This window comes from Flavobacteriales bacterium (assembly GCA_029248105.1).
Taxonomy (GTDB): Bacteria; Bacteroidota; Bacteroidia; order Flavobacteriales; family UBA7312; genus UBA8444.
Genome location: JAQWJZ010000010.1, coordinates 30,883 through 44,695, shown reverse-complemented (window position 1 = coordinate 44,695; position 13,813 = coordinate 30,883). Strand labels below are relative to the sequence as shown.

At 36.7% G+C, this 13,813-nt stretch carries 13 protein-coding genes; 3 read left to right on the top strand and 10 right to left on the bottom strand.

Annotation, left to right across the window (positions count from 1 at the left end; genetic code table 11):
• Window positions 1-5: 5 nt before the first annotated feature.
• A complete protein-coding gene (odhB, locus tag P8I29_01590; GenBank protein ID MDG1916489.1) occupies window positions 6-1,187 on the top strand; it encodes a 2-oxoglutarate dehydrogenase complex dihydrolipoyllysine-residue succinyltransferase in 1,182 nt (393 codons plus the stop codon).
• Between the two features lie 85 nt (window positions 1,188-1,272).
• Window positions 1,273-2,760 (top strand): carboxypeptidase-like regulatory domain-containing protein, encoded by a 1,488-nt coding sequence (locus tag P8I29_01585; GenBank protein MDG1916488.1) that lies wholly within the window; start codon window positions 1,273-1,275, stop codon window positions 2,758-2,760.
• Between the two features lie 3 nt (window positions 2,761-2,763).
• Here the strand turns inward: P8I29_01585 and P8I29_01580 are convergent, their stop codons facing one another.
• The 4 genes from P8I29_01580 to P8I29_01565 all read right to left on the bottom strand — a co-directional run bounded on the left by P8I29_01580 (window position 2,764) and on the right by P8I29_01565 (window position 7,134).
• Window positions 2,764-3,033 carry a T9SS type A sorting domain-containing protein gene (locus P8I29_01580; GenBank protein MDG1916487.1) on the bottom strand — a complete coding sequence of 90 codons (270 nt, stop codon included), beginning with the start codon at window positions 3,031-3,033 and terminating at the stop codon, window positions 2,764-2,766.
• A gap of 96 nt (window positions 3,034-3,129) precedes the next feature.
• Window positions 3,130-5,697, bottom strand: a complete 2,568-nt coding sequence (locus tag P8I29_01575) for a gliding motility-associated C-terminal domain-containing protein (GenBank protein ID MDG1916486.1) — start codon at window positions 5,695-5,697, stop codon at window positions 3,130-3,132.
• 113 nt (window positions 5,698-5,810) lie between these two features.
• On the bottom strand, window positions 5,811-6,542 hold the full coding sequence (locus P8I29_01570) for a hypothetical protein (GenBank protein MDG1916485.1): 732 nt from the start codon (window positions 6,540-6,542) through the stop codon (window positions 5,811-5,813).
• The gene (locus P8I29_01565; protein MDG1916484.1) at window positions 6,535-7,134 is read right to left on the bottom strand and encodes a NifU family protein; all 600 of its coding nucleotides are present in this window, start codon (window positions 7,132-7,134) and stop codon (window positions 6,535-6,537) included. The genes P8I29_01570 and P8I29_01565 overlap by 8 nt, the downstream gene beginning before the upstream one ends.
• 52 nt (window positions 7,135-7,186) lie before the next feature.
• Here P8I29_01565 and P8I29_01560 point away from each other — a divergent pair, with 52 nt between their 5' ends.
• Complete coding sequence (locus P8I29_01560) at window positions 7,187-7,702, top strand: gamma carbonic anhydrase family protein (GenBank protein ID MDG1916483.1); 516 nt, start codon at window positions 7,187-7,189, stop codon at window positions 7,700-7,702.
• On the opposite strand, the gene murI is transcribed toward P8I29_01560, so the two are convergent.
• The 6 genes from murI to P8I29_01530 form a co-directional block, all read right to left on the bottom strand.
• Window positions 7,692-8,492 carry a glutamate racemase gene (murI, locus tag P8I29_01555; protein MDG1916482.1) on the bottom strand — a complete coding sequence of 267 codons (801 nt, stop codon included), beginning with the start codon at window positions 8,490-8,492 and terminating at the stop codon, window positions 7,692-7,694. The genes P8I29_01560 and murI overlap by 11 nt on opposite strands.
• A 69-nt stretch (window positions 8,493-8,561) precedes the next feature.
• On the bottom strand, window positions 8,562-9,062 hold the full coding sequence (locus P8I29_01550; protein ID MDG1916481.1) for an OmpH family outer membrane protein: 501 nt from the start codon (window positions 9,060-9,062) through the stop codon (window positions 8,562-8,564).
• A gap of 27 nt (window positions 9,063-9,089) precedes the next feature.
• A complete protein-coding gene (locus P8I29_01545; GenBank protein MDG1916480.1) occupies window positions 9,090-9,599 on the bottom strand; it encodes an OmpH family outer membrane protein in 510 nt (169 codons plus the stop codon).
• A 13-nt stretch (window positions 9,600-9,612) separates the two neighbouring features.
• Window positions 9,613-12,090: an outer membrane protein assembly factor BamA gene (gene bamA, locus P8I29_01540; GenBank protein ID MDG1916479.1), complete on the bottom strand. Its 2,478-nt coding sequence runs from the start codon at window positions 12,088-12,090 to the stop codon at window positions 9,613-9,615.
• On the bottom strand, window positions 12,083-12,835 hold the full coding sequence (locus tag P8I29_01535) for an isoprenyl transferase (protein ID MDG1916478.1): 753 nt from the start codon (window positions 12,833-12,835) through the stop codon (window positions 12,083-12,085). The genes bamA and P8I29_01535 overlap by 8 nt, the downstream gene beginning before the upstream one ends.
• Window positions 12,836-13,750: a DUF6089 family protein gene (locus P8I29_01530; protein MDG1916477.1), complete on the bottom strand. Its 915-nt coding sequence runs from the start codon at window positions 13,748-13,750 to the stop codon at window positions 12,836-12,838. It abuts the gene before it with no gap.
• Window positions 13,751-13,813 lie beyond the last annotated feature (63 nt).

The following is a 13,813-nucleotide window of genomic DNA, read 5'->3' as shown; positions in this document are numbered from 1 at the left end:
ACGTTATGCTATTAGAAATGAAAGTACCTAGTCCTGGAGAGTCTATCTCCGAAGTTGAAATCGCTCAATGGTTGGTGGAAGACGGGGACTATGTTGAAAAAGATCAAGAAATTGCTGAGGTTGACTCTGATAAAGCCACTCTAGCCCTGCCCGCTGAAGAAAGTGGTACCATTAAGCTAGTGGCTGAAGAAGGCGATACGGTAGAGGTTGGTCAAGTGGTTTGTATTATCGATACCGATGGTGTAGGCGAAGCCAAAACTACAGCGCCAAGTCAAGAAACAACATCAACAGCGAGTACTCCTAGTCCTAGCAAACCAGTAGATACCAAGGCAACACCTTTGGCAAAAGCTATTATTTCACATAACGACCTTTCGCCAAAAGACGTTAAGGGAAGTGGTGAAGGCGGAAAGATTTTGAAAGACGATGTTATGGAAGCAATGGCATCGGTTAAGACCGATGGGCCAAGAGGTATGGAACGCAAGAAAATGTCCATGCTTAGAAGAAAGGTCGCTCAGCGTTTGGTATCTGTAAAGAACGAAACAGCTATGCTTACCACTTTCAACGAGGTGGATATGACGGCTATTTTTGATATTAGAAAAGAGTATAAAGAAATTTTCAAAGAAAAGTACGATGTCAGTTTAGGCTTCATGTCATTCTTTACTAAAGCGATTACTACTGCCCTAATGGAATTTCCAGATGTCAATGCACAAATAGATGGCAAAGAAGTTATCTACCACAACTATGCCGATATCAGTATTGCGGTAAGTGCGCCCAAAGGACTGATGGTGCCTATTATTCGTAACGCCGAGTTGATGAATTTTAAAGAGGTTGAATCGGAAGTAAAACGTTTAGCTCTTCGTGCTAGAGATGGAAAAATAACACCAGACGAAATGATAGGGGGAACATTCACCATTACTAATGGTGGTGTTTTTGGCTCTATGCTTTCTACACCGATTATTAATCCGCCACAGTCAGCAATATTGGGAATGCACAACATCGTTGAACGCCCTATGGCAGTAAACGGAAAAGTAGAGATAAGACCTATTATGTATGTGGCACTGTCCTATGACCACCGTATTATTGATGGTAGAGAGTCGGTCGGTTTCTTATGCAGAGTAAAAGAATGCTTGGAAGACCCAACTACTCATCTATTGAATGGTGATGTAAAAAAGAGTTTAGGACTCTAAAATTTAAAGCCAACTTATGTTGGCTTTTTTTATAAGTAATAATACAAATAAGATATGGACGTTTGTGGACTTAAACTGAAGTGATATGAAAATCCCAAATCTTATTTTTTTTCTGCTTTTTATAACGACATCCTTGTTTGGACAAGCAGTACAAGACACTATTTTGAAAGGTTTTTTGTGGGACAAGAATAGTCAAGAACCCCTTATGTATGCCAATATATACGTTTTGAATAACAATGCTGGGGTTATTACTAACGAACAAGGGCAGTATGCTTTGGATATTTCTTCCTTTTCTGTTGTGGACACTATACGTTTTCAGTATATGGGTTATCAGACTAAAGATATTGCCATTAGTGATTTGATTAATTCGGCAGATGTTTATTTGGAAGAGAATATCATAAACATTAGTGAGACCCTCATTTTTGGTCGTGAATTGGACCCTGCCTTAATTGTACAAAATGTATTGATGTATGCCGATAGCAATTACCGTTCGGATTATTCGGCTAGAGAGGTGTTTGTTAGACAACGATTTGAATCGGATATACATCGTTTTATGCTCAACTATAAGAAAAGTACCATTTCTGATATAGACCAAGAGGCACTAGCTACAGCAGAACAAAAACTTCCTCGACACTCTACTTCTTATACCGATTTTTTGGGCGATATATTGTCCTCACCTAACGAGGAAGATAGCATTCGCGTCAAGATTAAAGCCAATAGGGTGGTTAGTTTGAAAGACAAGGATATTACTGAAATAGATCAGCTTACTCAAGTTTTTGAAGATGTCTTTAAGAAAACCGACAGCTTAGAATATTGGAAAGTAAAAACAGGAGTTATAGGCGGTAAAGTGCATCTCGATTATGCTGATACGACCTTAAATTTGGCAGCAGATGAAATGGAAGTACGTTCTTTTGCAAATGGTTTGTATTATGATTTGAACGATTATGAATTCAACAACGAAGACATGTGGGACTTTTTACACAAATCTTCTCGTTATATCTTCACTTTGGCAGGCGGTACACGACTGAATGGCGAAGACATTTATATTATCGATTTTGTCCCAAAAAATAAAGGAAAATACGAGGGGCGATTGTACATAGGCTTATCTTCCTATGCTTTACTCAGAGCCGATTTTCAATATGCTGAAGGGAAGCATGGCACAAATTTTAAGTTAATGGGAATTAACTATACTGAGCAGGAATTTAAGGTTTCAGTTTATTTTGAAAAAATAGAGGATAGCTATCAGCTCAAATATTTTTCTTTTAAAGACCTATCAACTTTTGGTATAGATAGAAAAATAGCCCTATTGAAAAAGAGAAAAAGACCACTTTTTGACAAAACCTTATTGGAGCTCAAGTCTGGTATTGATGTGCAAGTTAGCAACCAGAAATCTTTTGAATTTTTGGTTTTATCTCACGACCGCCTTAGCGAAAACGACTTTATCAATTTTGAAGAGAACAAAAAGATGAAAGTCATTTACGTCAATCAGTTTGACGATAGCTTATGGCAGGGTTACGATATTTTAGAACCTACCAAAAAGATGCGTGAATACCAGAAAATCATTTACAACTAGACTTTAATTTTTTATCCACCGATAAGTTTTTTCTTTAGTTCTTAAAAGGTAAACCCCTTGTTCCCATTGGCTGACATCCACTTTTTCGTCTTGACCTTGCCACAGCAATTGCCCTTGTAGGTTGTAGATGCTCTTTTCAGTTGTATTGTTGGTATGCAGTAGGCTTGTAGTAGGGTTGGGGTCTACAAAATCTTCGTAAGGGTCATAGCAACTTTGGGATTTGGTAGAAATGGAAATACATACAATAGTTATGAATAGATAGATTTTTTTCATGACACAAGTAATTTAAATAGGTTGTTTAAGGGGTAATACTAAATTGTACGAGTATCAGCTAATTTAAAAAAAAATAAATAAATCCAAAAATGAGATTTAGTTCATGAGGTGTACTTCTCCCAGTTTTATTTGGTTGTTTTTAGCCCCATTGTACCGTGCCTTCCATGAGTATACACCAACTGGGCATATTTGCTTTTCATAGGTTCCATCCCACCCTACATTGACATCATTACTATAGAATATCACTTCGCCCCATCGGTTCATTACCCAAAATTCGAATTGATCTGTACAGCCCAATTGAGGCGTAAAGGTTTCGTTCAGCTCATCGCCATCTGGTGTAAAGGCATTAGGCGTAAAGAACGGAATACTGGCTATCGGATTAATTTCTCGATAGAATTGATCTTCACAACCGAACTCATTAATAGTATTCAATTTAATTAGGTAGCTACCAACTTCATTATAGGTGTATTCTGAATTGGTGTCTTCGGCACTTACAAATCCATCGCCAAAGTCCCACGATAATGAATCGTAACCAGTAGAGAAGTTAATCAGTTTAATGGTCTTGTCACATTGACTAATTTCTTCAGGTTCAGTAATAAAATTAGGGCTTGGTAAATTGTGAACGCTTAGGTAGTCGTCCAAACTTAGTGTTGCCACACATCCCAATTCTGTTGTTACTTCCAAAGTGACGTTGTAGCTGCCACTAATTGGTAAATCTACATTGGGTGAGGGATTGTTATAGTTTTGGTTATTTATTTGCCAATTCCAAGCGACAATAGGGTCGTCAACTTGTGGAATGCTCTCATCTAACAAAGTGAATTTGGCAGGCGGACATGCATTGTCATTAGGAGTGCCAAATAGCACTGTGGGTAAAAATTTATTTTCCACAGATACCTCGTCTGTATAATTGCAACCGGCTGGGCTAGTTACACTAACGCTATATATTCCTTCATCGTTTACACTAATGGTTTGAGAGGTTTGCCCAGTATTCCATATGTATGCTATAGCACTACTACCAGCATCTAAAGAAACTCCACTTATGCCTTCACATATAGCTAAATCGGGCCCTAAAGAAAAGGTGAAATCATCAATACTTATACTCACACTAACGGTATCTCTACCGCCACAGCTTCCCTCTCCTGTTACAGTATAAATGGTATTTTCAGTAGGACTAGCAGTTGGGCTGTCCGAGGTATTGTCGTCCAATGTAGCAGACGGACTCCATTCGTAATTGCCACCACCACTTACGTTGAGCTGTATAGATTCGCCCGGACAAATAATAGTGTTAGGACTAATAGTGAAGTTGGCATCGTTAACAGCATCGGAATAGATTTCGATATCGCCATAGGACATTTTTTGTCCACCATTACTTCCTGTTCCTGTATAATCTACATCAATATAAATACTGCTCAGTTGAACATAGTCCGGGTCGGTAGGATCGTTAGAGTTTCCTTCAACAGGAATACCCGTTACTCCATAAACATAGTCTTGCCCAGCTATGTCATTATAACCTGCAAAACGTAGAGCATCGCCCGAAGCCCAAATTATTTTTTCGCATTCTATTTCTCCATTTGGGAGTTGCCTATTTCCTAAAGCAACACCGCCAGTGGTGTTGTCTGCATCGTTGGGGGTGTTGTAGTTGCCGACAGCATATTTTATAGTGCGTGTCCATACGCCACCTATTTTTTGGTATTCAAAAAGTCTTGAACTGTGTGCTCCAGGGGTGAAAAAATCGTTCCAACCGCCAAATGCGCCCCAACCACCTTGTACTTTTTCGCAGACGTACATCTTACCATCAGAACTAAAAGTAATATCAGAAATAGGATATGAGGCTCCAACTATCCCACTCATAAAACTACCTGTATTGTCTTCCAAGGCAAAGCATAGTGTTTCGCTACCCGCAAAATCGCCTGTAGCATCTAAATCTATTGACCAGACAGAATTGTTGTCACCACTAGGGTCTGACAAAGAGTTGTCTTCTGTCCATAGTGAAAAGTAAACCTTTACGCCGTCAGAATCGCCATATATATTTATTCCCCATAAGGCTTCACCATGACCACTAAAAGTACCTAGCGCTGTAGTATTTGCAGTGAAGGGGTCAAAAGTTGAGAGTAAATTACCTGACATATCAAAACGGTAAATATTACCGTCTTCAAAATTGGTAACGAATAATTGATTGTTCCATTTGTCATAAGCGATATTACCCAAGCCATTACCTTGATTGGGAATTTCATTAGCACCATTTCCTGTAAAAATAAATGGTGTTACTATCCAAGTATTAGCATCCATTTTATAGACACCACCATCTCCAGCTACACCTGCTGATGTGCCTGTTGACCCACTCGATGATATGGCTTTGGTAGCACTGAAATAGACGTTTTTATCGGCATCTATGGCAATGCCAAAGACATCACCCATATTAGTTCCTTTCCAAGAATCATGTACTGTCGGGTCGGCTGGTGTGTTGAAGTTTGTTGCCCAATTCTGACCAAGAGTGGCAGAGGCATTGTCTTCTGTTTCGTATATGCTAAAAGCATCCCATTCACCACTAAAACCTGTCCAATGCGTAATGATGCCCATTCCATTGGTTAGCGGTTGAGCCACAGAAACAACAGAAAAAAACGTAACACACACAAATGTGAGGATAGAGTTAAGGTTAAGCATGTTAATTGGTTTTGAACTAAAGGTTGAGTATAAATTTACAAAAAAATAGATTAGGGACAAATAGTTTTTTTCTTGCAGTCAGAAAATCTTACGACTTCAATAATAAAATAGCTTTATTTTTTTTGTGGAAAGAAATACCGTAAATCAATAGTCAGATAATTGCCAGAAATATCCATATACTTGGCATCTTTTCCACCAGGAGCTAGAGTGTTGAAGGAATTGGTTCCATCATCAAATTCAGGATAACTTCTAGCCGTATTTTTCCAAGGTCTGTGTAAGCTAAAACCCAAATAAAAGATGCCTTTTTCAAGGGTTCTGTATTCCATTCCTAAATTGGCAATCAATGCCGATTGAGTACGCTTTCTTCTCGACGTACTTTGAAAGAAAAAAGGATTTTCCTCGCCAAAGCTTATGACGTCTGAAGCAAAAATATTGAAGGAATTGCCAAAGGCAGCATTTAAATAATACTTGTCTGAAACTTTGACATGGGATAAAATCTGAATAGGTAATTCGTAAGAACGTAAGGTGAAATTGCTCAAGTCTTGCAATCCTATATAGCTATTGTCAAGGCTTAATTGATACCTTCTATTGACAAGGTTCAAGCCTGTTTCGGTAGAAAAAGTAGAGCTCAAATTGTATCTTACTATCATTCCCAAGGATTGTCCAAAGCGTGGCGATAAGTTAAAGTTATATTCTTGCCATTGTGCAGATTCGTCACCAGCATCAAAATAAGCAGCGGCTATAATGGGTTTAAATTGCAATCCAAAGCTAATTTCTTCCAAATCGTTCTGTCCCTTCAACAAAAAAGGAAGTAATAAGAATGGTATGAGCAGTTGCTTAGTCATTATCAGCAATCACTTCTACTATTTCATCTGGCATTTCTCTTTTTAATAAGCCTTCAATACCTGATTTTAGCGTCATACTCGATGAAGGGCATCCACTACATGCTCCTTGTAAAGAAACAGTAACGGTTCCTTTTTCGAATTTCTTCAAAGAAATAAAGCCTCCGTCTTGCTCGACAGCTGGGCGAACATATTCGTCCAATAAATCGGCAATTTTCTTTTCTATTTCTGAAAATTCTCTTTTTAACTCTTCTTTATGTGTGACTGTTTTGCTTTTTTTAGGTGAGGCATCTTCATTAATCACGCTACCCCCATCCATCAAATAATCTCTTATAAATTCACGCATTTCTAAAATAATATCACTCCATTCAATACCATTGTCTTTTTTGGTGATAGAGATAAAATTATTACTGATAAAAACACTTTCCACAAAAGGGAAACCAAACAATTCTAGGGCCAGCGGTGAAGCACTAGCTTCAGCTCTGTTATTGAATTCATAAATATTTTGATCTACTAACATACGGTTAGCCGTAAACTTCATAACCCTTGGGTTTGGTGTTGCTTCACTATATAAAGATGTTGGTATTTTAGTCATATTAAAGGTTTTCGCAAAGTTAAGCCATTCTTTTATCTTTGGAAATAAAAATATGGCACTTATCAAAGTAGTAAATGGCAAAGAACCACAATTTGGAGAAGGTGTTTATCTATCAGAGAATTCTACGGTTGTGGGAGATGTGGTTATTGGTGATAATTGTAGCGTTTGGTTTAATGCTGTTGTTCGAGGGGATGTGCATTATATCAGAATTGGCAATAAGGTAAATATTCAAGACGGTGCTGTGGTTCATTGTACTTATCAAAAGCACCCAACAGAGGTAGGAAATAATGTTTCTATTGGTCATAACGCTTTAGTTCATGGCTGTACGATTCACAATAATGTATTGATTGGAATGGGAGCAATTGTAATGGATGGGGTAGTGGTCGAAAGTAATTCTATTGTTGCTGCCGGAGCAGTAGTCCTTGAGGGTACACGTATAGAGAGTGGCAGTATTTACGCTGGTGTTCCTGCCAAAAAAGTAAAAAGTCTAAGTCAAGAACAAACAGCACGACTCATAGAGGGTATTGCCGATAATTATGTGATGTACTCCTCTTGGTTTAGTGAATAGTCTTGATTTCTTCTAGATGAATATCTTCTCCAAAAAATAACTTCGCTGATTTTTCAAACGATAAGGTATAGTCTGATACAAAGAAGCGTTGTTTGGGACTTTTTTGACTTAGTAGATTTTTCTTTTTCAGCACTTCTTTAATGTGTAAAGCCACCTGACTTGCGGAGTCTATAATATCTATTTCTTGAGTATAAAAATCACCAATAAGACCTTGAATAAGCGGATAGTGCGTACAAGCTAAAATCAGCTGTTTTATATCAGCAAGTGCTGGGTCTTTAAGGTAGTTATGAACGATAGCTTGGCTAATTTTATCATTAAAAAAACCTTCTTCAATCATTGCTGCTAATAGAGGCGTAGCCAACGACTTGACTTTTATGTTATTGTTTGCCGATTTTATTTTTTGAGGATAGACATTTGAATTAATAGTACCCTTTGTGCCTATAATACCGATGGTAGAATTGTTTTTTGATGTAGTGATACGATTGACAACGGGGTCAATAACATTTATAATTTCTATACCTGGGCACTCTTTCTTAACGATGTCATAAGCTACAGAAGATGCTGTATTACAGGCAATCACAATCATTTTGCACTGTTTTTCTTTGAGGAATAGAGAAATATTTTTTGAAAATTCTTGTATCGATTGAGCTGATTTTTCACCATAAGGAAGGTGTTTCGTATCACCAAAATAAAGCAAACTCTCATGAGGCATAAGTGATCGAATAGCTTTTGCTACGGTAAGCCCTCCTATACCTGAGTCAAAAATTCCTATTGGGTTATCCTTATTCACTTTTCTAAAATAGCATAAAAAAAGCAGTTTGCACGAAACAAACTGCTTTTATGAATGTCTTATTGTTTGTTATAGTCCTAACTTAGATTTTACCAAGTTAAGTACATTTTCACTTTCTGCAGCATAAAGGAAACTTCCAGCGCCAGAGTCAAAGATAAATGTATAACTACCTTCTTTGGCGACTTGATCTATTGCAGCCATAGCTTTTTCTCTAATTGGAGTGAATAGTTCAGCTTCTTTTTCACCTAATGATTGTTGAGCATTTTTTTGAAACTCTACAACTCTCTGTTGAATTCCTTCAATCTCACGAACTTTATCAGCCTTGATAATATCAGTGTAAGACGTTTCATTTTGTTGATACTCCACAACTTTCTTTTCATATTCTGCTTGCATAGCAGTAAGCTGAGACTCTAAGCCTTTAGCATAGGTTTGTAACTCTTCTTGCATAGATTGGCTTTCAGGCATCATAGCTAAGAGCTCGTTAGAGTTTAGGTATCCGAATTTACTTTGTGCTTGTGTCGATACCACTACGGCTAAGGACAAAGCTAGGGTCAATAATACTTTTTTCATTGTTTTAGTGTTTTAGTTAATTTAAAATTATTTGTAGCCTAACATTTTTAAAATGTCATCACTTTTATCTAGGCTAGGGTTGCTGAATAGCATGATTAAGTTGCTTGATTTATCAAAGATGATATCATATCTTTTTTCGTTTGAAAAATCTTGAATGGCATTGTATACCTTGTCTTGAATGGGCTGTATTAGCTCTTGTCGTTTGGTATATAAATCGCCTTCAGGACCGAATCGTCTTCTTTGTAATTCTTTAGCATCTTTCTCTTTATTAATGATTTCACTTTCTCTTTTATTTTTCATCTCCTGAGTAAGTAAAATCTTATCCGCTTGGTATTTTTTATAAAGTTGATCTATTTGCCCATACAATTCTTCTATTTCTTCTTGCCAATTTAAGGATAGTTTATCCAGCTGATCTTGGGCTGAGCCATATTCAGGCATACGCTCAAGAATATAATCCGAATCAACATAAGCGAATTTTTGAGCATTAACCCCTAGTGAAGTCAAGCAAATTAGTGAGATAAGAATTAACTTTTTCATTGTTACTAATGTATTAAAATTGTTGATTAATAGAAAAATGGAATTGACTACCGTTAGAAGACGGACTTCCAGGAATTTCATCAAAGCCATATCCCCAATCTACTCCCATTATTCCCATCATAGGAATAGTCATTCTCACACCAACACCGGCAGATCGTTTTACATCAAATGGGTTAAATTTATTAGCCATATTCCAAGTATTACCTGCTTCTAAAAATGCTAATGCAAAAATAGGAGACTGTGGGTTTAATGATAACGCATATCTTAACTCTAAAGTATATTTGTTGTAAATAGTTGCTCCATTAGTTGGCGATAAGGAATTGTTTTCATAACCTCTTAGGCCAACAACCTCTCTACCATCAACAGCATAGCCACTAAGTCCATCACCACCAACATAGAAACGCTCAAACTGTGTTAACTCTTTGTCGTCACTATATTTTCCAATAAGACCATACTCCAGATTTGTTTTCAAAACAAGCTTATCTGCTAGGCTATTGAACCAATTAGCGCCAAAGTTCCATTTGTGGTATTCAACCCAAGTATTTAAGTCTGCAATTTCTGATTCTGAATAGTCATCAATGCCATCTAATACCGAATAAGGTGGAGTTAGTTGAACAGAGAGCTTCATGTTTGATCCTTTTCTTGGGAATGTTGGCTGATCAACAGAATTTCTTCCCAATATGAAAGAGTAAGACATGTTGTAGAAAGTGCCATCTTCAAAGTTGCCAAAGCTATATTGATCAACTAAATATTTCTTTAAACTTATGTTTTGATATAATGTAAAGAAGTCATCGGGCCACTTCAATCGTTTCCCTAGTCCAAAAGATGCGCCAGTAACTTTAAATTCACCTCTTCCTTCATCGTCTCTATCTAATCCATTAGATGTAATAGAATGATATGCGCCAATAGTTAGAGAGTTGGGTTTTTTACCACCTAGCCAAGGCTCAGTGAATGAGATATTATATGATTGATATTGTACTCCATTCGAAGATGCTGAAAGACTTAGTCTTTGTCCATCGCCTGATGGTAATGGTGCCCAAGCCCCTTTTTTAAACATATTTTTTGCAGAGAAATTATTGAAAGAGACTCTAAATGTTCCGATGATTCTATCAGCACCATAACCACCTTGAAGCTCCACTTGGTCAGAAGATTTTTCTTCAACGATATAATTCAAATCTACGGTACCATCTTCTTGATTGGGCTCTACATCGATATTTAATTTTTCAGGGTCAAAATAGTTTAGTGTTGCTATCTCTCTTTGTGAACGCATAATATCGGCGCGGCTAAATAAATCGCCTGGCTTAGTGCGTATTTCACGCATTATAACGTGGTCGTTGGTTTTAGAATTTCCACTAACAGACACTCTATTTACTCTTGCTTGAAGTCCTTCATAAATACGTACTTCTATATCGATTGTATCGTTTCGAATCTCCGTTTCTATAGGTGTTACTTGTGAAAATAAATACCCATTATCAAGATAGATAGAGTGGACATCTCTACTGTCAGGGCTTCCTAAAATTCGACTTTCTAAAATGCTTTGGTCGAAAATGTCACCTCTGTTAATGCCAACAATCGCCGCTAGTTCGTTATTGGAATATTTTGTATTTCCTACGAACGTGATGTCACCAAAATAATAGGTTTTTCCTTCATTTATTTTTAAGCCAATATTGAGAAGTTCCTCTTCTTTGTTATAAGCAACAGAATCACTGAGAACTTTAGCATCTCTTAGCCCTTTTTCATTGTATTTAGCAATAATTTTTTGCTTATCATCTTCGTACGCTTGGTCTAAGAATTTTGATGATTTGAAAATTCTGAAAAACTTCTTCTCTTTAGTGTCTTTCATCAAACGTTTTAGACGTTTGTCGGTAAATACTTCATTGCCTTCAAAGCTAATTTCTCCGATTTTAACTTTTTTGCCTTTATCGATGGCTAATACCAAAATAACGTGATTCTTAGTAATCGTATCTACCTCCTGACTAACAGTAGTGTTTACATTTAAAAAGCCTTTTTCTTTGAAATGGCTCGATATAATGTTTTTGGTATTAATTATTACGTTTTCAGTAATGATTTTCCCCCTCGCTAATTTGATTTTATCTCTAATTGCATCTATTTCGGATCGTTTAATTCCTTCAAACTTAAATTTAGAAAGACGAGGTCTTTCTTCAAGATATAAGGTAAAGAAAATCGAGTTTCCTTGAATAGATTTAACACGGATTTGAATGTCTGAAAATAGCCCCTGTTCCCAAAGTACTCGACTAGCTTTAGTAAGTTGGTCTCCAGGAACCATAATTTTTGAACCAACTTCCAGTGTAGAAAGTTGAATAAGGGTTTTATGATCTAAAAATTTTGTGCCTTCAACATTAATGCCACCAATGACAAGCTCTTTAGGATTAGCATAATCAAAGTTAGTGTTAGTTAGGCTAACCTGTCCTAGAATGAAATTGCTAACAAATAGGCAAATGATCGTTATAAGTAAACTATTCCTAAGCATTTTCTTTTTCAATTTGTTCACTGGTTTTACCAAATCTTCTTTCTCTTTTTTGATAGTTTACAATTGCTTTGTAAAGATCTTCTCTTCTGAAATCGGGCCACAATATGTCAGTGAAATATAATTCTGAATAAGCAATTTGCCATAATAAAAAATTGCTTATGCGTTGTTCACCACTTGTTCGTATTAACAACTCTGGATCTGGAATATTGTGTGTATAGAGATGATTTTGAATAAGATCTTCATTTATTTCATCACTTTTCAAATCACCATTTTCTACTTTCTTAACGATGCTCTTAATAGCTTGTGTTACTTCTTTCTTTGAACTGTAACTCAATGCTAGTACCAAAGTCATGTGGGTGTTGTTTACAGTTTTCTCTATGGTATTATTTAGGTTTTGAAGACATTTTTTTGGTAAGTCTTCTAGATTACCAATAGCTTCTAATCTAATGTTGTTGTCCATTAGAGTTTTTGTTTCATCAAGAATAGTATTGACGAGTAATTCCATAAGGGCGTCAATTTCTTTTTTTGGTCTATTCCAATTTTCTGATGAGAAAGCGTATAATGTAAGGTATTTTAGCCCTAGCTCTGCAGCACCTTCAACGGTATCTCTTACTGCTTTTACGCCTACCTTGTGTCCAAAGATTCTAATCTTAGATTGCTTTTTTGCCCATCTGCCATTACCATCCATGATAATTGCAACGTGTTTGGGCAAAGTGTCTTTGTTGATGTCAGTATGTTGAGTCATCTAGTATTGACAGACTTTAGGTTTAGTGTATATCTTGTATGAAAGTGTTAGTCCAGCGAAATAATACCAATCGTCCCATAGGTTTTCATTGGCTCTATTTCTGTTGGTGTTAGCTGTCCAAGTGGTAATATCAGCTCCTGGATTACTTGCTATGTAATTCTGTAAGTCGTTACTTCTATCGGAAAGATTTGCAGCGTCTATATTTTCCATTGTTAAGTATTGTGGACTAGCATATGTGCCTCCTACATCGTCTATGTAATCGGTAAATGTCTTACGTAATCCGTATTCTATTGCCATGCTAAATCGATTACCTAGACTGGCTTTAAACCCTACTCCTACGGGAATAGCGAATTGTATGAGTTGATAGGGATCTTTTTCTGGGTATTGACTCGAATATTGACCTTCAGTACCTAATGGTTGTAGGTCAAGCCATTCATTATTGCTTTGATTGCCATCGTTGTCAAATGGGGTGTCTGTGTCAAATTTTCTAGCTTGCGGGTTAAAGCTAAACATCGATATCCCTGTAAAGATATAGGGGGTGAAAGGATACCTTAAGTTGCCCGTTTCGTATGGAAAAAAGTTAAACTCTATGATTCCAGAAAGCTCATATATAGACGACTTAAAGTGTAAATTTCTATTGAACTTTGCAGTATCTATCTCATTTAGCTTATCACTTCCTCTCAATTCTCCAGCAGATATACCACCTCTTATAGCAAATCGTCTATTTAGATTTGTTTTGTATTGTATCGCTGTGGCTGGTCTTGCTAGCCTGAGGTGTTGATCATTTAAATCTCCAATATAATAAGAGGTCCCTAGCATTACACCTATTTCAGAATAGGGATCAATCCCTTGTGAAAAAGCATTATTCGAAGTGAAAATGAGTGCAGAAAAAATAAATATGATTAGTCTTTTCATCTAAATTATGTTGTTACGATTCATAGGTAACGCACAAATATAAGTATTTATGATAAAATAGAG